Annotated in this window: 26 protein-coding genes; 15 read left to right on the forward strand and 11 right to left on the reverse strand. The window is 58.1% G+C overall.

The annotated features are described in order from the left end of the window. The first annotated feature begins 1 nt into the window (after position 1). Positions 2–265 (forward strand): hypothetical protein, encoded by a 264-nt coding sequence (locus HNP46_RS20665; protein ID WP_184592648.1) that lies wholly within the window; start codon positions 2–4, stop codon positions 263–265. Between the two features lie 2,680 nt (positions 266–2,945). Here HNP46_RS20665 and HNP46_RS20670 read toward each other — a convergent pair. Then, a complete protein-coding gene (locus tag HNP46_RS20670; protein ID WP_184592650.1) occupies positions 2,946–3,551 on the reverse strand; it encodes a hypothetical protein in 606 nt (201 codons plus the stop codon). Between the two features lie 443 nt (positions 3,552–3,994). On the opposite strand from HNP46_RS20670, the gene HNP46_RS20675 reads away from it, so the two are divergent. From HNP46_RS20675 to HNP46_RS20700, 6 genes are all read left to right on the forward strand, one after another. Next, positions 3,995–6,799, forward strand: a complete 2,805-nt coding sequence (locus tag HNP46_RS20675; RefSeq protein WP_184592652.1) for a hypothetical protein — start codon at positions 3,995–3,997, stop codon at positions 6,797–6,799. After that, positions 6,792–7,235, forward strand: a complete 444-nt coding sequence (locus HNP46_RS20680) for a hypothetical protein (protein ID WP_184592654.1) — start codon at positions 6,792–6,794, stop codon at positions 7,233–7,235. Before HNP46_RS20675 ends, HNP46_RS20680 begins: the two co-directional genes overlap by 8 nt. A gap of 39 nt (positions 7,236–7,274) precedes the next feature. Next, on the forward strand, positions 7,275–8,330 hold the full coding sequence (gene csy3 / locus HNP46_RS20685) for a type I-F CRISPR-associated protein Csy3 (RefSeq protein ID WP_184592656.1): 1,056 nt from the start codon (positions 7,275–7,277) through the stop codon (positions 8,328–8,330). Between the two features lie 44 nt (positions 8,331–8,374). Next, positions 8,375–9,025 (forward strand): type I-F CRISPR-associated endoribonuclease Cas6/Csy4, encoded by a 651-nt coding sequence (cas6f, locus tag HNP46_RS20690; RefSeq protein ID WP_184592658.1) that lies wholly within the window; start codon positions 8,375–8,377, stop codon positions 9,023–9,025. A 10-nt stretch (positions 9,026–9,035) separates the two neighbouring features. Further along, the gene (locus tag HNP46_RS20695) at positions 9,036–9,347 is read left to right on the forward strand and encodes a hypothetical protein (RefSeq protein ID WP_184592661.1); all 312 of its coding nucleotides are present in this window, start codon (positions 9,036–9,038) and stop codon (positions 9,345–9,347) included. Between the two features lie 465 nt (positions 9,348–9,812). Next, positions 9,813–10,097 (forward strand): hypothetical protein, encoded by a 285-nt coding sequence (locus HNP46_RS20700; RefSeq protein ID WP_184592663.1) that lies wholly within the window; start codon positions 9,813–9,815, stop codon positions 10,095–10,097. Positions 10,098–10,383: 286 nt separating this feature from the next. On the opposite strand, the gene HNP46_RS20705 is transcribed toward HNP46_RS20700, so the two are convergent. The 3 genes from HNP46_RS20705 to HNP46_RS20715 form a co-directional block, all read right to left on the reverse strand. Then, positions 10,384–10,935 (reverse strand): hypothetical protein, encoded by a 552-nt coding sequence (locus HNP46_RS20705; RefSeq protein WP_184592665.1) that lies wholly within the window; start codon positions 10,933–10,935, stop codon positions 10,384–10,386. Beyond that, positions 10,925–11,425 carry a hypothetical protein gene (locus HNP46_RS20710; protein ID WP_184592667.1) on the reverse strand — a complete coding sequence of 167 codons (501 nt, stop codon included), beginning with the start codon at positions 11,423–11,425 and terminating at the stop codon, positions 10,925–10,927. The genes HNP46_RS20705 and HNP46_RS20710 overlap by 11 nt, the downstream gene beginning before the upstream one ends. A gap of 65 nt (positions 11,426–11,490) precedes the next feature. Next, entirely contained in the window at positions 11,491–11,967 is a 477-nt protein-coding gene (locus HNP46_RS20715) for a hypothetical protein (RefSeq protein WP_184592669.1), read from the reverse strand. A 134-nt stretch (positions 11,968–12,101) separates the two neighbouring features. On the opposite strand from HNP46_RS20715, the gene HNP46_RS20720 reads away from it, so the two are divergent. Together HNP46_RS20720 and HNP46_RS20725 are read left to right on the forward strand one after the other, a co-directional pair. Next, positions 12,102–12,632 (forward strand): hypothetical protein, encoded by a 531-nt coding sequence (locus HNP46_RS20720; RefSeq protein WP_184592672.1) that lies wholly within the window; start codon positions 12,102–12,104, stop codon positions 12,630–12,632. A gap of 56 nt (positions 12,633–12,688) precedes the next feature. Next, positions 12,689–13,201 carry a hypothetical protein gene (locus HNP46_RS20725; protein WP_184592676.1) on the forward strand — a complete coding sequence of 171 codons (513 nt, stop codon included), beginning with the start codon at positions 12,689–12,691 and terminating at the stop codon, positions 13,199–13,201. 3 nt (positions 13,202–13,204) lie between these two features. Here the strand turns inward: HNP46_RS20725 and HNP46_RS20730 are convergent, their stop codons facing one another. After that, a complete protein-coding gene (locus tag HNP46_RS20730; RefSeq protein WP_184592681.1) occupies positions 13,205–13,843 on the reverse strand; it encodes an ERCC4 domain-containing protein in 639 nt (212 codons plus the stop codon). Between the two features lie 212 nt (positions 13,844–14,055). On the opposite strand from HNP46_RS20730, the gene HNP46_RS20735 reads away from it, so the two are divergent. Continuing rightward, entirely contained in the window at positions 14,056–14,274 is a 219-nt protein-coding gene (locus HNP46_RS20735) for a DUF1289 domain-containing protein (RefSeq protein ID WP_184592684.1), read from the forward strand. Between the two features lie 94 nt (positions 14,275–14,368). Continuing rightward, complete coding sequence (locus HNP46_RS20740) at positions 14,369–15,313, forward strand: hypothetical protein (RefSeq protein ID WP_184592687.1); 945 nt, start codon at positions 14,369–14,371, stop codon at positions 15,311–15,313. A gap of 27 nt (positions 15,314–15,340) precedes the next feature. Here the strand turns inward: HNP46_RS20740 and HNP46_RS20745 are convergent, their stop codons facing one another. The 6 genes from HNP46_RS20745 to HNP46_RS20770 all read right to left on the reverse strand — a co-directional run bounded on the left by HNP46_RS20745 (position 15,341) and on the right by HNP46_RS20770 (position 17,601). Next, positions 15,341–15,757, reverse strand: coding sequence for a hypothetical protein (locus HNP46_RS20745; RefSeq protein ID WP_184592689.1), 417 nt, complete (start codon positions 15,755–15,757; stop codon positions 15,341–15,343). After that, positions 15,741–16,538 (reverse strand): ATP-grasp domain-containing protein, encoded by a 798-nt coding sequence (locus HNP46_RS20750; RefSeq protein ID WP_184592692.1) that lies wholly within the window; start codon positions 16,536–16,538, stop codon positions 15,741–15,743. The genes HNP46_RS20745 and HNP46_RS20750 overlap by 17 nt, the downstream gene beginning before the upstream one ends. Before the next feature lie 69 nt (positions 16,539–16,607). Beyond that, the gene (locus HNP46_RS20755; RefSeq protein WP_184592695.1) at positions 16,608–16,967 is read right to left on the reverse strand and encodes a hypothetical protein; all 360 of its coding nucleotides are present in this window, start codon (positions 16,965–16,967) and stop codon (positions 16,608–16,610) included. Then, on the reverse strand, positions 16,951–17,235 hold the full coding sequence (locus tag HNP46_RS20760; RefSeq protein ID WP_184592698.1) for a hypothetical protein: 285 nt from the start codon (positions 17,233–17,235) through the stop codon (positions 16,951–16,953). Before HNP46_RS20760 ends, HNP46_RS20755 begins: the two co-directional genes overlap by 17 nt. Continuing rightward, positions 17,228–17,431: a hypothetical protein gene (locus HNP46_RS20765; protein ID WP_184592700.1), complete on the reverse strand. Its 204-nt coding sequence runs from the start codon at positions 17,429–17,431 to the stop codon at positions 17,228–17,230. The genes HNP46_RS20760 and HNP46_RS20765 overlap by 8 nt, the downstream gene beginning before the upstream one ends. Continuing rightward, the gene (locus HNP46_RS20770; RefSeq protein ID WP_184592702.1) at positions 17,431–17,601 is read right to left on the reverse strand and encodes a hypothetical protein; all 171 of its coding nucleotides are present in this window, start codon (positions 17,599–17,601) and stop codon (positions 17,431–17,433) included. The genes HNP46_RS20765 and HNP46_RS20770 overlap by 1 nt, the downstream gene beginning before the upstream one ends. Before the next feature lie 164 nt (positions 17,602–17,765). Here HNP46_RS20770 and HNP46_RS20775 point away from each other — a divergent pair, with 164 nt between their 5' ends. Genes HNP46_RS20775 through HNP46_RS20790 form a run of 4 tightly spaced genes read left to right on the forward strand, consistent with a single transcriptional unit; the run spans position 17,766 to position 21,956 of the window. Beyond that, positions 17,766–19,181: a hypothetical protein gene (locus HNP46_RS20775; protein ID WP_184592704.1), complete on the forward strand. Its 1,416-nt coding sequence runs from the start codon at positions 17,766–17,768 to the stop codon at positions 19,179–19,181. A 4-nt stretch (positions 19,182–19,185) separates the two neighbouring features. After that, positions 19,186–20,220 carry a hypothetical protein gene (locus tag HNP46_RS20780; protein ID WP_184592706.1) on the forward strand — a complete coding sequence of 345 codons (1,035 nt, stop codon included), beginning with the start codon at positions 19,186–19,188 and terminating at the stop codon, positions 20,218–20,220. Between the two features lie 3 nt (positions 20,221–20,223). Continuing rightward, a complete protein-coding gene (gene csy3 / locus HNP46_RS20785; RefSeq protein WP_184592708.1) occupies positions 20,224–21,297 on the forward strand; it encodes a type I-F CRISPR-associated protein Csy3 in 1,074 nt (357 codons plus the stop codon). Then, positions 21,294–21,956 carry a type I-F CRISPR-associated endoribonuclease Cas6/Csy4 gene (locus HNP46_RS20790; RefSeq protein WP_184592710.1) on the forward strand — a complete coding sequence of 221 codons (663 nt, stop codon included), beginning with the start codon at positions 21,294–21,296 and terminating at the stop codon, positions 21,954–21,956. The genes csy3 (HNP46_RS20785) and HNP46_RS20790 overlap by 4 nt, the downstream gene beginning before the upstream one ends. Positions 21,957–22,235 lie beyond the last annotated feature (279 nt).

Genomic DNA, 22,235 nt, shown 5'->3' on the forward strand with positions numbered 1-22,235 from the left:
CATGGCTGCTGTACCAATGGTTGTACCTGAGTGGATCAAGCCAAACGCCAAGGCGGTATGGCGCTTTCGCCTTACCGGCAAGGGCGGCCAGGAGGTGCCAGTTTCCGCCCAGGTGGTGAAGATCAACGAGAAGACCATCACCATCAAGGTTGCGCGCCAGGTGAACGGCGTTATCCATGAGGATCGCAAGCTTGTGAGCCCGGAGAGCTTGCTTCCCCGAAGCAGCCTTTGTGCCGCGCTGGGTGAGTTTGCGCGCCCGGCGTGATTTGGCTTGCCTTCCTCTTTCGAGGAGGGCAGACTCGGCGCCCGAATTCGCCCTCTGAGTCGTTAGCTCGGCCGCAAGGTCGCTCAAAGGTTGGGTGAAATGTTGCAACCCGTGGCTGTTGATCCAGCTGCATACCGGTCAGGTTCCCTGGCCGGTCGTTCTTTCAAAATGCAGCGATTCAACGCACTCCCGGTCATGCCGGGAGAGAAATCCATGCCCTGGCCCTGGCCAGCGGTGCTGCCTTAAGGCAGGTACACAGTTCGATTCATGTTCGTCCGGAAGGCCGTGCTTACACCCACATTCCCTAGAATGCTCCAAGCACACTTGAACCGTCCCCGTGACGCAGCCATTTAGGCTGATATCCACCACACCTGGTGTTCGAAGAACCCGGCCCCAGGCCTGGCGCCATCTGCCGGTTAGGCAGGTCAATGAAGCCGTCGGAAATCATTAAGCAAACCAGCCGATCAGGCTGTTCCAAGAGGGAAGGGCAAATTGCCGGGTTCCCAGCTGCGAAGCGCAGTTCAAAGGGTTACGCGTGCACCGCTACTGCTGAAGAGCAGCTCCATGCCTAGTCTCTAGCTCCATCCGCCCCTGCATCCATGCAGCTCAGCGATTGACGCGGACGTTCGCGCTGCCTCAAGGCAGTTCAAGGAATCACAACCCGATGCCCATCCATCCGGCAGCTATGCCGATACTCGAAGGGTCAGCATTTTCAATGCTTGTCTGCCATCAGGCAGTTACCTGGAAGCCGTCCACTCGACACATCTCTGTGGAAGCTGCCTTAGGCAGTTCAGCGTAAGCCGTTCAGGAACCCCTTCTGCTGAGCAAGCAGCTCCCCGAAATTCCTTTTCCCCGATGCACCACAGCCACCAGGCTGCTCCGAGATTGATGTTCAAATAGCCGTCCCTCTGCCCTAAGGCAGATCATAGATTGCACAACCACGCCTCAGCCCTAAGGCTGGTCAAAGAAGGTGGTGGAAAGTCTTCTCCAAACTGCCTACAGGCAGTTCAGCGTAGCCGCAGCAGCGCGCTCTGTTCACTGCTCAATGCAGCTCAACGACTTGAGTCTGGATGCCGTAGTCTCTGCCCACGGGCAGCTCAATGACCGGTCATATTCTCAGATCGACCACTGTCTGAAAGGCAGTTCATAGTAAGACTCAGGGGCAATTGCTGCCAAAAGGCAGGTCAACGTCTGGAGTACGCCGTGCGGTTTTAGCTGCCGACAGGCAGGTACAAGAATCATCAGAGCCGTCTTGACGAACATGGCCGTAGGGCTGCTCCACGTGGCGGGAAGCGAGCGACTGAGTTCCACTGCCGGTAGGCAGTTCAAAGTCTTGAAGTGAATGACTTTTGTTGCTGCCTGGAGGCAGTTCAACGCGTGGTTCCGGAGGTCAGCCTTCCGCTGCAGCAATGCAGCTCCAGGACTGCAGAAATACTGCTGCAAGGGCACTCAATGCAGAGCTCGCCCTGTACTGCCACAAGGCAGCTACGAGTAGAAACTGTTAGAGCCCGTGCTGCTTCAAGCAGGTCAATGATGGTGGTCGAGTGCAGGTTTTGATGCTGCCGTAGGGCAGTTCAGAGTCAGACTGCAGAGATGGAACATTTTCGCTGCATCAATGCAGCTCAATGACTGCAAACGCAACCGGTAGACGATGGTATGCGCCCTGAAGGGCGATCAAGGAAGAGGGTGTTCAGACATCTGCTGGCACAAGGCAGTTCCAGGAGCACGCTGACCATTTAATGAGGTTACAGCCTCGAGGCTGATCCAAGATCGACGGAACCAGAACCTCTGCCATCTAGGCAGCTCAACGACTGAGGGTCAGGGCGGCTAACGCCGCTGGCCGCTTCTCCAAGAAGCTCATCGAATCATCAACCAGATTTAACTGCCTCCAGGCAGCTCAACGTTTCTGGAAGCGATGCAGAATCATGCTGCAGCAATGCAGCTCAAGGCTGTTCGCCGAAAGCATGTCCTGGCTGCCACGAGGCAGTTGCAAGTAGCTCCCCTAGAGTCTGACCATGCTGCCATCAGGCTGATCCAAGCAGATCAACTAGCGCCTGAGCATTTCTGCATCTATGCAGTTCAATGAAGCTCCCCGCGACGCCGCGATCAGCAGGTGCGGCCGTAAGGCTGCTACCAGTAGCTCTCCACGCGAGCGCAAACAGCACTGCCACCAGGCAGCTCTACGATGCTTGCCGGCAACGACGTTCATACTGCCAAGAGGCAGCTCAACGATGATCGGCGCCTGCCACTGCTTAAGTTGCGGAGTCCCCTGGTAGCCAGGCCCTGCGGACGGCCATGGCAAAGGCCTGGAGAGTTGATTCCTGGGCCCAAGCGTCTGCGAGGCTGGAGATGGTAGGGGGAGTTGAATCGCATGCCTGAAGCCCTACCAGAACGGCAAGCTGCAGGGCTTTTTCATCCAGGGGCACATCGGCTGCCAGTTGCAATAGGTACAACGCGGCCAGCGGGCCGCGTGCAAAGTTCTCGACAGGGTTCATTGTGCAGGAAGCTCCTGCCGCGAAACTGACTGTCGAGAACTGTCCATCCAATAGACTCATTACTGCTCCTTGCCGGTCTGGCCGGCGGCACTATCCGTTAAATCTTTGAGCTGCCTTGAGGCAGAATAAGGCGTTTGGATGTCATCATCCGCCAACGTTGAACGGCATTGATGCCGGCTCCTGGCTCATCGCCAGAGGTTTTTGACCATCACAGCGCGATCAGGGAGTTGTTGGAAGCCCATCCCCTCGAACAGTCCGATCAGGTTTGCAGTGGCTTTGGGCATGTCACCGTCTAGGTCACGATAGTTCATGCTGCGCATCCACTCATCCGAGCGGATGGGGTGGTTCATCTGCATGGGGAAGGCGTTGAGCACTGCAACTTCAGCCTGGTTGCCGTAGAGCTTCAGGGCGCGGTCGACGATCTTCTTGCCGATCCCCAGGCCACGGTACTTCTCGATGAGCTCCAGGCTCTCCAGGATGATGAGGTTCGGTCGCTCCTGGATAAGCGGGCCGAGAAGCGCAGCTACCTGGTCGCTGTACATCTCGCGACCCTCATCAAAGATCAATCCGAACTGCTGGAGCTCGTGAGCCTCGTTGATGATCTCGGGCATCTCAAACCCCGACTCCAGGAAGTCGACGTAGAGCATCTTGAACCGGCCGGCGATGACTTCTTGGCCGCCCTCGTCGATGACGAGCTCTCCCTCGATGTCAGTGATAGCGGAGCAGGGGCTCCCGCTGATGGGCGTGATCGCTTCGTGGCGTAGCGTCATGGGCCCTGTGTGTAGTTCCATCCTAGGATTCCTGTGATGCGTGTGACGATTGCTGTCTGTTAGCGACCTTCAGGTCGTGGGTGCTGGCCGATGCCCAGCGGAACGATATTCGGCGCTTAATGCCTGACCTCGCTCGACGGTGCTCGCTCGGGCCCACAGAACATGTCTGCTTCATAATTTAGCGACCGCAGGGCATAGGAACGGTCGATCATGAACCTTGACGAGCATGACTCATGAGATGTGCAGAATATCTGGGAAATTGCACGCTCCGCAACCAAAAATTAGTGGCCTGTTGCCACGGCGGAAGGGCTTCTAACCTACTGATTATGCGGAATTTGCTGTTCACCAGAGAGCAGGCAAACTCTTAGGCACCAAAAAATGTAGAAACCCGCTGCTGGCCTCTTGCGCCTTCTGCAATTGTCTATATATTGACGCTCTGCCAAATTAGCCCCGAGACCTCATCGATGTCTTCGTACACTACACCCTGGCTTTTCGCAGACCACGAAGGTGGCTACGAGAAGCAACTGAAGGCCCAGCGCTATGCGCTGTACGTCCAGCAGCCTGAATCCGACTACCCCAGGGTGCTTCAGTACCTCCTGGGTGTGGCCTTCGCCCCGAAGTTCTCGGCTTCTGTCCTGGCCAACCTCCCCAAGGCATTGGAAGAGCGCGGTATTCTGCAGATCGAGGACAACAAGGATTGCGAAGCGTCCTGGGTTGTCTTCAATGAGCTCTACGAGAAGGCGATGATCGGGGCTCCCGTAGTGCCCGGCGTAGCCAGTGCGATGGAGTTTCTCCATCGCGGCGTGCGTTTCCTGGCCACCCACATCGACAAGTCGTCTGAGCTGCCTCAAAGCTCGACGGCGCGCGATGGCTTCCTCAAGGGCCTGGGCAAGTCGCTCAAGACTCAGTTCCCGGAGTACGAGTCCAAGGACTCGCGCATTCTGGTGATCAACGCCCTGGGCAACGAAGATCTGCCGCTCGGTGTGACCATGACCACGGAAGAGCAGGCCGCCCTGGGCATCGTTTGTTCCTCCGAGCGCCCCCTTGTTACGTCCGTAGGCGATGCCAAGAACGGCCCGGCGCAGAACTTTTTCATGATCAACTTCGGTGTCGACCGCCGCGTCCCCTACAACATGCTCCGCGTGTTCATGGACGAGCGAAACGACATCATCGGCAAGATGCTGGGCCTGGATCACACTCCTTCGGAGGGAGAGATGCGCCTGTGGTTGGGCCAGAAAGAGGGCGTGAAGCCCTTCCTGGCTGCCCTCTACTTCGGCGTGATCCACATGATCGACGGGCGCTTCGAGGCCGAGGTTCTGCTCACCAAGGAGCTGGCGGAGTCCAAGATACAGCTGCCCAAGGCGTCCCTGTTCAACAACCCTGTCGGGACTGGCCTGAACCATGTTCGTCTCCCCGTCGCAGACGGCTATCACCATGCCACGCCGATCAACAATGCGGGCCTGGTGCGTGACGTCCACAACTCCTACTACCTGAGCATTCTCAAAGACGATCCCTTTGAGTGGCGCCGGCAGCACACCACGGTCTCTGTGGGTGGCTCCAAGCCGCAGAACAGCGGCACGTTCTTCACTTCCATTGTCGGCAACGGCAAGGTCAAGGCTTTCCAGGCTCTTCTGCCGCAGCAGCATTCGCCGGGTAGCCAGGTGCGTGATCGCCTGAAGGCTGAGCGGACTCTGTACTGGGTTACGCGGGACAGAGCCTTGCGTGTCTGCCACCGTCCCCGTTTCGAAAACGATGCAGATGCGCTTGCGCCGCTGTACCCACCGGCCGCCGAGTTGCTCGGGGCACGGCTCGATGATCTCGTTAAACATGCTCTGGCGCACCTGGCCCGTGCCAGCGTGACCGTTAACAAGATGATCGACCAGGGCGAAATCACCATGACCGAGATTCTCGGCGGTGACCGACTGTCGAAGTTCGCCCTCGCCGAGCGGGAGATTCTGCTGGGTTGTGCCACTCAGGCCTCCCTGGATGGTTATGCCCATTTCCTGCAGCTCGAACTCTATGAGTTCTGCAACCTGACTCGTTCTGAGCGGGGATACATCTCTCGCCGCCTGCGCGAGTCGCTGTACAAGTTCGCGGGAGAACCGGCGGAGAAGTTGGAGCCGAGCCTCCCAAAGGCCCTGAACACCTTCGCGGAAACCAACCAGCTCTTCCTGAGCATCCCTTTCAGCTATTCGGCGGCCAACATCCGGCCGAACGACATGATTGCCGGTATGCCTTCGATGTCGGCCGTGGGCGGGATGGTGCACAACATCCAGCGTGTCATTCGTGACTACTTTGGCTGGAACACCTTCAAGACCGGTGCGTTCAGCCTGGTGTACTTCAGCCTCGACCGCGACAAAGGTACGCCGCGCCGGCCACCACAGGAACCGGCAGGTGGCCTCATGACGATGCCGTCGCTGATGGACATTCGTCGTGCCCACGGTAAAGCGGCCATCACCATCTGCATTACCTTTGAAGATGAGTCGGAGCGCCAGGCTTTCGACGAACTTCTGGCGTCCGAGATCGGTACGCTTCAGATCAATCAGGCTCTGAGTTCGTCCCTCCGATTTGCCGGTGGCTCGGTGTTCCTTGGTTTGCCGGGTGAGCACTATGACCAGCCGTTGGATCTGGCTGTGTCGAGTGACTGGATGGACATCCTGCGCAGCTATGCTCGGGCTTACCCGACCCAAGGCCTGTTGATCGAGGACATGAGCCAGGAGCTCGGTCAGAAAGCCAGGTCTGAAGACACGACGGTGCTCAAGGCCATGACGGCAATGATCTACCAGAGCGCTCTCCTGCGCCCCTGGACAAGCCCCAACGTGCCCGATCTTGATGAACCGCTGGCTGTGCAGCCGACATTCGACATCGTGAAGGCTGAAGGTGTGGAGCCCAATCGCCACAAGTTCCAGCAGGTAGATTCCGGGGACATCGGCCTGGGCGAGTACGTTCTTGCCGAAGAGGTCAACGAGATCCCTGCCTATTTGACCGAGAGCTACCAGGGCTTACTGCTGCCGGCGGTCGTAGGTTTCCATGGGGTGTGCTCCCCGCGCGGGGGGCAGCACTTTGTTGAGCCGGCGCTGTCGGTGATCCGTGCAGTCAACCTGGACACCATCCGCGACAGCGTGACCCTGTACCAGCAAGACTGGCGCCGTTCGTTCTGGGCTTACGAGCACGTTCCGGAACACTACCTGTATCGAGTCACTGGCTATCAGCACGCGCTCCCGATGTCGGCGCCGGCACTGCTTACCGAGGATGCACAATATGTTTGAAATTGTTGAAGCGGGTAAGGGTTTCTACCTGGCCAGCCGGGCCAGTATTCCTGAGCGCTCCGCACAGTGGCGGCATCTCCGCGACGAGAAGGGATGGAACATCATCTCCACCTGGATCGATGAAGCTGGGGCAGGGGAGACCGCTTGCTTCGGGGAACTCTGGAGTCGCATCAAGGGTGAGATCAGTGGGGCATCGTGCCTTCTTCTCTACGTTGAGCCCGACGATTTTCCCTTGAAAGGTGCTCTTGTCGAAGTAGGCCTCGCCATGGGCGAGGGAATCCCGATCTATGTAGCGGCCCCTGGGATCACTCTGGAAGGCTTGACCATGCGCCCGCTGGGTTCGTGGGTAATCCATCCGACCGTCACTGTGTTCCAGTCACTGGACGATGCCCTGGAGGCTGCTGCAAAGCATCCTGGCGTCCGAAAAGTCATCTGATCGAAGCTCTGAATTCAGCTCAATTTTAAGGATATTGCTATGACCACCATGATCGAACTCCCAACGATGCTGAACTACCGCCGCTCCATTGAGCAGGGCCGTGGCCTGATGTTTGCCTGTTCTGATGACCAGGGCGCCGGCAAACAACCCATCATCGTGGAAGAGCGCGGCGTGCGCGCGACAAAGGCCTACGACGTGCATGGGCAGAAGGACAAGAAGGGCTCTGTCGAAGACCATCTGGCCAAGGCTCTCCAGCCGAATCCGCAGCGTACTGAATGTGCCTTCATGCCCGAAGACAAGCCCTTCCTGATGGTGGACTTCGACGTCAAGTATCTGCCGCAGAGCCTGGCTCCGCATATGGCTAACAACCTCGAGATCCACCGTCTGCTTTTGGCGCTGACGAAGGGTTACGCGGCCAAGGGTGGCTATGACTTCCTGGGCCAGAAGTATGTGGTACCACTGGCCTGCGGCCGATGGATGTGGCGCAACAACGAGACTGCGACCAGTAAGCGCATCATTGTCGAAGTGAATACCCACTCGCTGCAGGAAAAGTTCGAGTTCACTCCGTCCTACAACACCTTCACCCTGGAGCAAATGTCCCCTGAGGATCAGGTGAAGGCGAAGAAGCTTGGCACGTTGATTGGCAAGGCGCTTTCGCGCACCGGCCTGCCACTCCACACCCGTGTCACTGCTTTCTACGAGATGGGCCGGGGCATGCAGGCTTACCCGAGCCAGGAAATGCTGATGGACAAGCCGGACAATGCCCCGAGCCGCCTTCTCTACAAGGTCAACGACATTTGCCGGAACCAAGGCGCTTTCCACGAGCAGAAGCTCGGCAACGCCCTGCGTATCATCGACGAGTGGCATGGCCACGAAGACTTTGGTGTCCAGGCAGTTGAGCCACTGGGTGTTGTGTCGACACACCAGATCTCCACTCGCGTAGCTGAAAAACGCGACTTCTACAGCCTGATGCGCTCGCTGCTCCCCACCTGGGTGCAAGAGTTGTCCTCGAGCAAATCGCTGGAGGAGGTGACCAGCGTTGACGACCTCCACTACGTGATTGCTGTACTGATTCGCGGCGGCGCATTCGTTTAAGTCAGAGGGCGGCCTGAAAGGGCCGCCCAGGTTAAGGACAGGCAATGACTACTCACTACTGCGACATCACCCTGAACCCACAGCTCGAAGGTTCCGCGTTCTTTGCCCGCGTGCTATTTCGTATGCACGGCTTCTGCGAGCAGTGCCCGGACATCAGGCTCGGCATCGACTTCCCGCATTGGATTCAACCCCGCAGCTTCATCGGCGCCACACCAGGCAACGTTCTGCGTGTCTTTGGCACCAAAGACGGGTTGTCGTCCTTCATGTACAAGAGCGGCCTGATTCAGATGCTGGTCGTTGATGGGATCACTGTTGCGGGTATTCAACCTGTCCCTTCTACCATCACCGGCTATGTCCAGGTAGGGCGCAATCAGCGCGTTGACCGCCTGCGCCGGCTGTTGAGTGACCGCAGCCAAATTCGCCCGGCCGACACCAGCGGCGGCATTCCGGAGAGCCTGCGGGTATTAGCTGAGCGCAAAGGTCTCAATCCTGCTGTACTCATGGCGGAGGAGGCGCTGCGCAAGGAGGAATTCCAGCTGCGACGAAAGTCCGTGCACATGAAGATGCGCAGCGTCTCTACGGGTGGAATCTTCCACATGAACCTCACTCGCAAGCAGGTACCTGCTCCGCCGGCCGATGCAACGTTCTCTACCTACGGCCTGGCTAACGGTGCCGCCGCTGTCCCGACCTGGTAAGGAGCTCATGATGAGCGAGAAAGACGCGCTGTACATGCCGCAGATGAACATTCGCCAATCCATGTATGGCATGAGCTGGCACCCGAAACTGCCGATCACTCTGGACAGCTTGGCGGGCAAAGCGAAAGACGGCTCGCTCCTACGGGACGAACTGTTCACCGACCGGTTCTTCATCAAGCGACCAGTGCGCAAGCCGCCGTTCATGACGCGCTTGCGCCATGCCTGGCTGGTTTTCACCGGCCGCGCCTACGCCTTCCAATTCTCCGAAGATCAGCTTGAGATGCTCGGGGTGCAGATGCTCCCCAAAGAGCGCCGTAGTTGATCCTGCCGGACAGTAGTCCGGCCTGCTCTTTCACATCAGATGGAGGCTGCACAGGGGCTTTGCCCCTGCAGTCTCTATTGCCTGGACTCACTGCCCTTTAGGCAGCTCAAAGACCTCGTCAGGAGGGGAGTTCTGCCGTAAGGCAGTTCCAAGTTTTAGCGGAAACAACAATTTATGGCTGCATTAGTGCAGGTACAAGTGCGCATAAGCCATCCGGAATCGCCCATCAATCTATGGTGTTCAAGGTAGGTCTAGCGCCTGTTCAGGTGTTTAATTTCAGCTTCAAAGCTGCTCATCGAACCACGCCGGTTGACATTTCTGCCTAAGGCAGTTTCAAGTATCCAAAATGGAATCGGAGCCAACGCAAGGCATCATGAATGATGTTCATTGAATGTGAAATCTCTTCGATACGCTGCAGACTTAAAGTCTGTTCTCTGTAAAAAATGTAGAACCTGATAATTCGCCATGATTGGCGTTCATGGATGCCGAAACAAGAAAGCTGGCACGGGCCAGTTCAAAGTCAGCAAATCTATGCAGGCATTCACCCAGAATGTTCAACGAATGGCGCTGCATCGTATCTTCGACAACGAAGCTCCAAGTTGGCACAGCTACACCCATCGTCCTGAAGGGCGCTCAAAGAAGCAGACGGGAAAGGTCGTTGCAGCAGCTGCAGAGCTGTTCTCAGAAGCAAGAAGACAGCCCGCATCGACGCGGCCTCCATGGCCGTTCATCGAAGCTAAGAGGATCTGACAAGATCGCTGGCGCTTCAGCCAGTTCTACGAGGCATTATCGAAACTACCTTCTGCTGTCGGCCCACGCTGTGAAGCGAAAGCAAAGACAGATACGAGATGATCTAGTTCTCCCCGGCAATTATTCCACCAGGAAGTTCCAAGAACTAAAAGTAGCGCCTTACATCTTTAAGATGTTCAATGACCCTATGCTCTTATAGTTATTTCTGCTGGCTTGATTTTCAGGATGGCAGCTCTAAGATTGTCGATTTAAGTGTATCGACGCATTCCTAAGAATGATCACCCGTTCATCTCAGATTGAGCGCTCCGGTTCTGATTGCCACTGATACAATGGCTTCAAGTCCTTCACCCATCGGCGCTTGATTGCCTTTTTTGTTATATCCATCAGAGTCCAGAGCTTCAAATCGCCAACAAGGCCTGTGCCCCATATCTAACGACCAGTTTTTGAAGTCAGGATGGAGTTTGTGCCGCTCTATGAAGTCCAGGAACCGGCATACTCGGCCAAATGCCCATGCTGCCTTAGCCTCGGTATCCCTCTCGAACGTGATCCTGTTTCCGGTACGGAGCTTGAAGGAGCCATACGACATTTCCATTGGGCGGGATGCCCTGCCGAATTTGCATGTCCAGGTGGCGTTGAAGCGAAATCCGCCACGCACACGCTGGATCTCAGCTTGTGCCACGCCTGTTTCCGGGCCGGCAAAACCTTGCCCTACGAAGTGCCCGATCAGCAGTGTCTCCCCGAGCTTCATCTCGCGAAGTTGCGCGACATGGTAGTAGTGCATTCGGAACATGTGCATCATTCGATGCGCATCAACATCCAGGGCGAACTCACCGATCATCGGTCAACCTCCAGTCGGGCCTGATGAAGCTCAGTAGGTATTCGCGCTGTAGTCCCTCGACGCAGTAGAGCGAACAGCGCTTCAGGGCAGCCATATGCAAGGGAGACCTTGTGGCTAGGTTCCGCAGCGTCAGCTCTGCCTCATCGAGAGTTTCTGCGATCCTCTCGTACCGCTTGGTGTAGAAGAAACTCGATAGCCAGGAGGTTTCTGAGATGGCCAGGGCAGCGTTCATCAACTCAATGATGGCCGCGCGCACCTGGATCTCTTCAGGTGGCAGCATGCCGGGCGGCACGATACCTTCTGGCTTTGTCACATACTTGGACGCCAGGGGATCGAGCAGATAGCGCGTTGGCTCTCCGCTGGGGTGATCCGAGTCGAGAAGTCGGTTGTCGAAAGGAGGGGCTCTGGTGGCCCATACCGATAGCGGCAGGCCATGCGTGACCGGCAACGCGATCCCTTGGAAAAATCCAGGGCTGACGAGGTCTTTCATCCAGGAAGTCCTGTTGTGTGATCGGCGTATTTTGGTCGAAATTGATGAGCCGGGATAGCGTGGCGTCAGCCGACAAGCATTCCTGCGATAGCCCCGAATGTTTCGTCGTAGTCGGCGGGGCACATTGCAGGTGCCATAGGGGCTGGAGCCGCATTCGGAACAGGCTGGCCGGTCGCATCAATCTGTTCGGCATCAGCAAGGCCGAGGGCCCGCGCCAGAAGAGAGCGCCGCGCCTGGTCATCGCCATCGAGATACTTCGTTGCTTCCTCTGGCCGACCTTGGGCCAGGGCCTGGCTTGCATTTTTGATCTGCTGCATCGCAGCCTGTAGCGCAGCGATGAGCTCCGGTGCTGCCGATAAGGCACGAGCGCGCTCCTCTTGGCTTGCCATCAAGCCCTCGTCCCCGCAGAACACTCGGTGGTGATCCTGTTGCGGGGCTGTGAGGTCGACGATGTCAAAGCCCATAAGATCTTTCGTGTCCCGGTAGTAAAGCGGGATATACGCCCAGCGTTGCTGGACGATGGTCTTTACATCGCTGCTCATGATGCAGTCCTCTGCAGGTGGTGCCGTGATTCTAAATCACCGGCCGATGGTTGGGTGATTGTCGGAGCGCATTCGACTTGAGCCGGGTCGAGCTCATCTGGGCACAATGAGGAATCAACCTCGAGGTATACCCAGTGGCAGTTCCAGGCTCATCCACTACGACGTTCACCATCAACGACATCGAGTTCAAGCGCTACGCCGCGCAGGATGCCCATGGTTGCAGCTGTGAATCCCTATACGCAGACGGAAGATACCTGGGTGACTCCCATTCTGGAAAGCATGCCTCCTTCAGGCGTGAGATCATCCTTGCGGTAGGGGATTTCAGTCATTGGGGCAGGTCTCTCCTGAACAGCAGGGCGGTGCAGTGGGGTGGCAAGGTCTACTCGAAACCCAATGTGCCCGGCGAATACTCGGTCAAGATCAATGACCAGGTATTCCAGGTTGTCGAGAAAGGGCCACGTGCCAACACCTTCATGATCGACGGTGCCCCCGTGCCTGGTCGGGTGTTCTTCGATACCTTCGATGAGAAGGTGGGGCAAACTCCGGCAGGGTACTGGATTTATACGGCGCTGAGGGACGAAGCCGTATTCGAGGCAGTCCTGGCTGAAGGCAAGGCTTCCAAGGCGCCCAAGTCTGCAGGTGACGATGTGGGTCTCGGTCTCTGATTGGCACAGTTAACCCCAAGACCTTACACTGCCGGCTCGCTGACGAGGATCACCGCGTGAACAAGACACTGCTCTACAGACATTCCCTGAACATCAACGATGTTGAGTACGCCTCGACAGCTTTTGATTGCGAGGATGGTCAGACTGAGCATGTGTACACCGTGGACGGTGTACCTGTTGAAGGGGGCCAATCCTATAGGCGCCGCATCATCCTGGCCATGGGTGATTTCTGCACCTGGGCACGGTATTTCCTCAACGATGAAGCCCGGCGTTTTGCGATCCCGCAGTACAACCCACTTCCCAAGCCAGGCACCTCAGCCGCCAAGCTCGAGGGCAAGTCATTCGAGATCACCGAACTGCTATCCCAGGATCTCAACTGCAAGGTTGATGGGGTAGATGTGCCGTTTGACGTCTTCCAGGCCGAGTTTAAGTCTGTGGTTTCGAACCAAACTGCCCAGTCGCTGTTCATGATCCTTAGGTATCCAAAGGACTTCGAATCCATTCTCGCTGAAGTCGAGGCCGGCCAGGCGCAGAAGGTCGGTGATGCCGATCTGGGCCTGGGCCTCTAGCACTCAGGACTTGCGGTGCCGGATCTGGTTGTAGATGCGCTCTGCACTCGCTTTGCCCAGGCGGGGAACCTGGGAAAGTTCCTCGACGCTGGCCATGCAGACATCGAAGATCGATCCGAAGTGGTTAAACAGGTTCTGGGCGGTCTTGGGGCCGACCCCTGGCAGACCTTCCAGGTTGTAAACAGAGCCTAGATCAGAGGCCTTGGGCTTGTTGCGGCGCAAGGGGACTTCATAGCCAAGGCCTTGCTGCAGGTGCCGGGCCATCGTAGCGATCATTTTGGCACTTTCGCCTTCGTCCGCGACCATCAAAACCGTGACATCCTCGATGGCGTTGACCCAGGAGATTGCCCCGACCAGTGCCTCTGTCTTGATAGCGGAGCGGGTCTTAAAGGGGTTGCCTTCGATGAGCAGAATCGGCCGCTTGTAGTCGATCTTCATCTTGGCGATCTGCTCCATCAGCCGGCCGTCCATGATGGAAATGACGAAATCAGTTGCAGATTTTCGCTCGATGCAGACGTCAGAGCTGATGGCGTAGTCGCCGCAGGGCAGCTCGCCAACCTTGATGCTATACCCCTCCATCTCACTCAGGGTTTTCAGCAGCCCGGATCGTGTTTCGCGCGAGTCGGCGTAGATCTCGATCATGCTTGTCCGTCCTTCGGGATCATGAGTCTGTAGAACGAAAAAGACCGGCCTAAGCCGGTCTTCTTCAGGATAACTGCCAGTGAACTTAATCGCTGCGTACAGCCCTTTGTTCTCACATCCTAGCCTGACGCCAGCGCTGACGCAAAGGGAGCTTGGCGTGGCTGATTGCTCCCTCGGCATACTGGCTTTAGCCAGCCACCAGGGAGATGCACATGAGCGTTATCAATGCGCGCAACAAGGCAGATTCGAACCCATGCCGGAACCGCTGCAGCCACAACGTCGGTGGCGACGTGTGCACCGGCTGCGGGCGCACTGTCGCCGAGGTCAGGGATTGGAACAGCTTTAGCTTCGACCAGAAGATCGAAGTAAAGGCCCTTGCTGCTTCCAGGCTACCGGTTAAGAGCGAGTCCAGCAGCCTTTCTCCGTTCTGATTGCAAGGCCAGGGCTTCTGGCCGACAATTTCAACCATATCCAGTCGCGCCGCCTACAGAAGCGGCGTGTTCTTTGTTGTGCCAAGGAGAGCGCATGCTCGAGAAGATCTGCTTCAAGCGTTTCGGCGGAGTCCCGGACAGCACCTGGTTGTTGTCGCCGGGGCTGAACGTACTCGTTGGCGATAGCGGCTCTGGTAAGACCCATGCCTTGACTGGCATGTATGCAGCGGCGCTGGAAATGAACGGTGGCCGTGCAGGTGAGCAAGCCGAGCTGTTCAGGAGAGGCTTGCAGGCGCTCGATCCGTTGATTGAGGCTGAGCTCGTTGTTCGGGACGGGAAGGGGGCTGCGGTTGTTGAGGCCACTCGGCAACATCCAGAGCGAACAGTCCGCTGCACCATCACTCCGGGCAAAATCTTCTCCACTGCAGAGCTGCAGCCAGAGAGCGTGCGTCGTCCGTACTTCCTTGACTTCAGCACAATGCACCGGACTTGGCTGCCACAAGACATGACCGAGATGACGGCTTGCTTGGTCAAGCCGTTGACCATTCATGAGCTAAGTCCGCCGGCCAGGGAGCTTCTGCTCACGGTCGAGGCCCTGGTAGGCGGCCTGATCATGCGGAACTACTCGATGGTTTACGTGAAGAAGGAAGGACGAAGCGAGGTGTATGGCCAGCTTCCTTCCTCTCAGTCACCCCTGGTAGCGCTTGCTGCCTATGCGCAGAACGGCTGGCTACAGAAGGGGCACACCTTCATCATCGACAACGCAGGCGCCGGCATGCACCCGGACGCGATTCCGTTGTTCTGCCAGGCCCTCGAGCTGATGCTCAAAGCGGGTGCCCAGGTGATCTTGGCGAGCAATAGCCTGTTCCTACTCAGGGAGCTTGAGATGATCTGGAAGCGGCTGGACGCTCCTCGTGCGTTCTCTCTGGGGGACGGCCTGTCTGGAACTGGCCTTGAGCAGGCTGGAGATTTCGACGGCCTGAAGACGCTGAGCCCATTGGCTGCGGAACTCCGGCAGTCTGACCGCTACATGGAATGAGAAAGGGGCGGTTTCCGCCCCTTTCGCTCAGTCCGGCGTCACCTTGCTCCGCCCTCTGATGTAGTCCATCGACTGCTTGAATGCCTTCTGGGCCTCCTTGTAGCGATTGCTGATGAAGGGGTTGTCGATGGCCGAGTACACCAGCATGAGTGCATTCCAGAGGACGTGTTCATTCGTTGGATTGCCTGCAGGCACTACGCTGTCTTTGTCTCGAACCCAGTCTGCAAGGGCCTTGGCTTCCATCCAGATCGGTGAATTCTCACGCCGGCTATTTAGATCCTCCAGCTCTAGGCTCACCAAAATCGAGTTGGCTTGGTCTAGGGTCTGCTCTGGAGGAGCTACACCAGCCTCTGCCGCATCGCGGAATGACTCGATAACGCGCCCAGCGTGCGCTACACGCGCTTGCAGCTCGAGGATCAGTGCGTCTTTATGTTTGTCGGTCATCGTGCTGTTCTGAGGCCTTATAGAGCCCTTTCTGAGGGCGTGGTTGTGCCGACTTGAGCAAATCCGCCCATCCGGCTTTCAAGAATGCGTGGTATTCAGCCCCTGGCATGCCCTGGTACAGACCGATGGAGTAGGCGGCGTTCATTTCGATCAGGGCGGTTTGGCCATCGCTGAGAACGCCCACGTCGAGTGAGTAGGCCCCAGGTGAGTCTGCGCGCTGGTTCAGGGTCTCGACTACTAGCCGGACAAATTCCTCGTCTGGTGCACTGCCCGGATCGCCGGCATAGAGGGCTAACCTCAGCACCTTCCCGTGGAGGATGTAAGCTCGCGCTTCGGAACGCCAATGCACCACCTCGGACATCCAGACAGGCTCCTTGTCCGGTATCCCGTGCAGTCGATAGTCGTTGTCGCCATTGAGCACCAGGCCCGTGAAGCGCTTGGTGCGCAACGACGGTTTTACGAACACCGGTTCATGCACAGCGCGGTAGCGCGCCTGGATCAGGGTACCCTGCCAGACCTCCCTCTTTAGGTAGTTCCGCAGGGCGAGGGGGTAGCAATCGTCCGCAGGCATCTCCAGATTTCGCTGGTTGAGCGCCTGCTTCACGAAAGTCAGATCGCCAACCACCAGGTCGAACCTCGTCGAGTCGACCCGGTTCCGGGAAAGCTGGGAGGTCGCTGCGATCTGATAGCTCTGACCCAGCCTTCCAAGCTCATCGGCAATGGCCCGGCACTCTGCGTCAAGCCGGTGACCGTTGGGCGACTGGAGCAGGGTGGTTGTCATGATTATCCCTTTTTGGCCTGGATATTGGGTTGTACCACAGTGTCCGGGCCAAGGAGAGAGGGGTTAGGTTCAGGACGGTACCGTATTGCGCTCGATCAGAGTGCTCAGCTCTTTCAGCACACGCTGCGCGAAGAGCGGGGCGATACTGACTGCGTACTCTCGCGAGCCGAGGTCATTCGCCTGCATTCCCAGGTACTTGAGGCTGTAGCTGCCGTCACGGACGTGTAGCAGCTCCATCGGGTGCCCGGCGAACATCGCATACCACCCATCAGGGCTGTGCTGCACGGATACATGCCATTTGTCCTGGCGCATGTCGACGAGGCTATGCACGACTGGGCGGACGTCCAGGTCTTTGGCGATCAGGCTGTCGGCGAGCTCGTGGGCTTTACAGGCCCAGTTGGTGAAGGCCTGTTCATTCGCTGTTGTCATCGGAAACCTCTTCATGGGTTTTTGTTGGTACTAGACGAATTTTCCGCCAGACCCAGGCGCCAAGCGCCATGGATACGACGAGCTCGCCAAGGTCGAACACCGTGATGTTTTGGCCGACCTTGGAAAGGAGGAGCACGCCCACCCCGAGGGCCAGGGCGAACAGAAGGATGATGCGGTTCTGCCCTGCGCGGTAAAGGGCGTAGCGCGACCTGAGCGCCTGCTCGGCCGGCTGAATTTGACCCTTATTGCCGCTGCAGGCCTCAGGCATCGGTACGTACCTTCAGGGAGAAATTCGCTTTGATCTCAAAGCCACTGCGTAGGCCGGCGGCCAGGCGCCGGGGAGCGACGATGAAGGTGTAGTAGACAGCGGGGATGGCCAGTGCGAAGAGCGCGGCTTCAGCCTTCTCTACGACGCGGGAGCGTTCACGGATCTTTTGGTGCGGGGCTTTCTGGCTGAACTGCATCATTGGGCTCCTTGCATGGTGCGTTGTTCGAAGTAGGTCACGACCGCCTGGCAGAGGGTCGGCAGGAAGAGGGTGAGCAGGGTAAGCACCGGCAGTACGGCTACGAAGCCGAGGCTTTTACCGATCTCGGCTGTTTTCCGAAGGTGCGTGCGTGCATAGCCAGTGGCCATAGCGACGTCCTGAGGTATGGGTTGAGTGATGCACAATTATCCATAAATTGACGCGCCAAGTCATCGAGCCCTATAGTCTCCGACACGACTTATTTTGGAACGCATCAATGGTTGGGCAGTTGCCTGTCTCAGCCCTGTTCAGTGCTGCATCACCGGAGCTGGTGATGGATCTGAAAGGGCAGCGCGCTGCGCTGGTGATCACCACTGATGCGGACTACCGCCGGGCCTTCCGGTATCTACTTCAGCAGGCTTTCGTCCCTAAGTTCGCTCAGGCGAACCTGAACCCGGTACTGGCCTGGGCCGCTGGGAATCCCGGTCAAGACGATGAAGCGTGGTGGATGTTCGAGGAGCTGGGTGCCCAGCTGCTTGGATCTGCCGGTGTATTTGTGGACGAGTTGCTGGCGCCGAAGCTGCTGAGGGATGGACTTGGGTGTCTGTGCACCCATACCGACCGCGCGGCCGAGACCCCGCAGAGCTTCCGGCCGCGCGACACGTTCAACGAAGAGCTACTGGCGAGCCTGGGTCTTTCCGGAAAAGCGGCCGCTGCACCTGGTGCCCGAGCATTCGTGAACCCCAGCGCACCAGGAGTAACCCTGAGCAACAGGCGCCAAGCTGAGCTTGGGATTCTCTGTAGCGCAGGTGCCTCTTACTTTAGCGCCGCCGGGAACGCCGCAGATGCGCCCCTGCAGCAATTCTTCATGACACCCCTGGCCTTTCCAGGGGAAGAGACGACATCGATGCTGGCGCTGCTCTCAGGGGCTCTCCCTCGTGCAGTTCACATGCAAGGCCGGCTACTCGATACCTTCACGCCAGGCGAAGTAAGCCTGCTCACGTCCTTGATCGACGGATGCTCTAAGCCCGGCGCTCTGCAGTCGCTCAGCGGTGCACCCGTGTCACAGATCCAGCTCCCGGTGCCTGGAGGCTACAAGACGGCCGGCGTCCTGCCAAACCTGGGTCTTCTACGGGAGATTCACCAGGCGCGCTATCGCGCCGAAGGGCAGAGTCATCCTGATACCTGGGCGTCGATTTTTGGCTCAGTGAGGCTCGGCGGTGGCCGGCCACAGAACGCCAGTGTGTTTTTCAGCTCCGTGCTGATGTCTGGGCGGATGAATGCGCTCTTCGCCGATCTTCCCTCGCAGACCGGGGGAGACCGGGCGGTGCGTAAGCGACTGGCTCTTGGAAGGCCATTGCTTGTAGTTACGAGATCTATGGCCCAGGAGGTCTGCTCTCGAACTGCTCTCTTGGATGCGGAAGCCGCAACCAGGCCACTAAGTCATAGGAATCGGGCGGTACTTCAGCGGCGACTGCAGGGGCTGGCGCGAACCCTGGCCCTACAGATTGAGGCGCTGCGCGAATTGGTGGCGAGGTTGCTCGAGGCCGGGCTCACCGTCGGAGCCCCGACCCCGATGGCAGCGGCTGAGCTGAAGATTCTCTGCGGCGAGGCATCTGTGCAGGATGTCGCCATCTACGCAGGGCACCTGCGCCTGCAACTCTTCGCCAAAACCCACATGACACGCGCCGAGCGATCCGTAGCCGCCCAGGAACTGGGCCGGATGCTCGCCACTGAGCTTCGAGGATGATCCTGTGTACTTCCTGACCCTCCCGTTTAACTTCAGTGCTTCGAATCTCAAGGCCAGCGACTTCATGGTGGGGATGCCGGCGATGACGGCCGCCGCCGGCATGGCTCATAAGGCGCAGTGCATCATGAAGGAAGAGCTTGGGCTCAAGACTTTCGAGTTCAAGGCGTTCAGCCTCATCTACTTCAGCCTTGACCGGGATTCCAGTGCGCCGCGCCGCCCTCCCCAGGAGGCGCGCCATGCAGGCGCCGAAATGGTACTCCCTTCAGGGGTAGATATCCGACGTGGGGCAGGAGAGGCAGCGCTTACCCTGTACTTCACTCTCAAGGACGATGCTGATTTCGAACCCTTCGAGCATCTGCTGAGCCAAGAGTCCAACCGCCTGGCGAGGGCGCTAACGGCAGGCCTGCGTTTTGCGGGTGGGTCGGTAGTCCTGGGCCTGCCAGGGGAGGGAGGCTCAACCGCCATCCAGGTGTTCATGAGTCAAACCTGGGAAGCAGCGTTGCGCCGGCTGGTCAGGGCGTATCCCACGAAGGGTCTGGTCATTCAGTGCGAAAGCGAGCTGTTCTCCCAGCGCGCGAAGGAACTGGACGATTCTCCCGTCGAGGCCATGTGTGATCTTCTGTATCGCAGCAGGCTCCAGCGGTACGAGGAGATTGGCACCGTGGCCGCCGTTGATGAGATGACGTCGGCTGCAGAGCTTCTCGTGTCTGACGATCTCTTCGACCTCGACGCATTCTCTCTCGACCTGGACATGGCCCACCTGGATAGCCCGGAATTCCAGGTTGGCCTTGCTGATGAACCTTACCTTGGCATCCTGCTGCCGAACCAGGTTGGCTACCACCAGATCCTGGTTGGCCAAGATGAAGAGCGTGTAGTAGAGCCTGTCGGCTCGATTGTGCGAGCCAAGATCCTGCCCTCTGCGCTGACCGACCTTACCCTGGCGCGCGAGCATTGGTCACGGCACTTCTGGGAGTGGCATCCCCAGTACACCGACAACCTGTACATCACCTTGGGCTACAGCCCGGCGAAAGAGGCCTGATCGATGCTCGAACAATTATTCTCCTCATCCCAGTTGGCATACACCCGATCTATCGAGCAGAGCCGGGGGCTGATGTACGCCTGCGCGGATGAGCAAGGTGAGGGTCTTGAACCCGTTCTGGTAACCCAGGAGCAGGTGATGGCGCCCAGGGCCTATGACATCTGGCAAAACGTTGAGAAGCAAAAGTCCAAGGACAGTGCCCTGGACGTGAGCATCGACCAAGCTACATCGCCGAACCCGCAGCGCATCGAGCTGGCTCAGCTCCCTGAGGACAAGCCGTTCCTGCAGGTGTCGTTCATCGTGAAGTACATGCGGCTCTCCCTGAAGCCGAGTACTTGCTCAAACCCTTCACTCAAGCAAGCGCTGATGAGGCTGGCCGAGCTATACGCGAAGGCCGGAGGATACGTCTACCTGGGGCAACGCTATGTCGAGCCACTCGTCCTGGGAGCGTGGATGTGGCGCAACAACGACGGGGCGATGCTGCGGCGCATTAAAGTGAAGGAGCTGTACAGCGATGCCGACCGTGAATGGGAGTTCCATGTGCCGGCCGGCGCCGCGACGGTTCAAAACTTCAAGCGCATGGTGGACAAGCACCAGGCAAAAGAGCTGGGGCACATGATCGCTGAGGCATTGTCTGGCCAAGCCGAGATGCTAGCGCTGAAGGTGACTGCAACTTACCTCATTGGAGGAGGGATGCAGGTTTATCCGAGCCAGGACATGGTCATCGAGGCCAAAGAGAAGACGGACACTAAGCGCACGCTCTACAAGGTGTCCAAGGACGGGGTGCATAACCACGCCGGATTCCACGAGCAGAAGATCGGCAATGCCCTGCGCACCATCGACAACTGGCACGGCAACCCAGAGTTCGGCGCCATTGCTGTTGAGCCCCTCGGGGTTATCGCCAAGGAGCGCATTTCCTTGCGCGTCCCGCAGAAGCGCGACTTTTACTCCCTGATGAAGGGCAACTTGAGTCAGTGGCTGCAGGAGCTGGAGCAGGGCGACCTGGCTAAGATCACAGGTGTTGAGGATCTGCACTTCGTGATGGCTGTTCTCGTGCGCGGGGCGCTGCTGGTATGAGCCTTGGCGCCTTCCTGGACTTGGAGTTCGATACTCAGGCGCTGCCGGCGGAGCAGGCGGTGGCCACCTGGCTGTCGAGGTTGCATGGATTCCTGATGCAGGGTGCCGTGAGGGGGATGGCCATCGACTTCCCAGAGTGGCTGCCGGCGGCCGGGGGAATAGGGGCTCGGCCGGGAGCTCGCCTGCGACTGTTGGGGGCTACTGAGCATCTGGAGCTCCTCCAGGACAGGGTGGCCACCGCGCAGCTCTTGGAAACTACCAGGTCGAAGGTGGTTGCCCAGGGGACAGTTCCTGCAGTCCACACTGCCGTAAGTACCACCAGGTGCCACCGGGCTGATCGCCTGGCAAAGATCCTCAGGAACCCCCGTTCGATCATTTTCACAGGAAAAGAGGGTGAGATCACCGATGAGGTGCGCCTTGCTGCGAGGAAGATAGGCATGAAGCCTGAGGTGTTTCTGGCCAGCCAGACACTCACCCAGCAGCTCATGCAGGCTCGAAGAGAGAGCGTTCGGTTTTACTGCCCAAGCGCTAGCACCGGGAAGGACTTCGAAATCAGCGTGCGTCGGGCTCCACTCCCCGCAGTTTCGGATGTGCAAAGGTTCTCGACCTACGGCCTGGCCCTTGAGGGCACGTCCATCCCGAGCTTCACAGGTGTGTGACAATTTATTGGAAATTGCTTGATCTGTGGTGGCACAACACTATAATCCCGTCTTTCCAAAACGAAGAAGAGAAAGAGAAATTGAGACACCAAGCTGTTGAACAGGACGCTCAACACGACGAAGCGCTGGTTGATTGCGGTAACTGCAATCGCCGCGTGAAGCCGACTTCCCAGTCGGTAGTACGCGCCTCGGCCCGTCGACCGACCGTGCCAGGCCTCTTCGGCCGCATGCGCACCATCATCGGTTGCCCCGAGTGCCAAGCCCAGTTCGGCTGATCGT

This window comes from Pseudomonas nitroreducens, from assembly GCF_014204515.1.
Lineage (GTDB): Bacteria > Pseudomonadota > Gammaproteobacteria > Pseudomonadales > Pseudomonadaceae > Pseudomonas > Pseudomonas nitritireducens_A.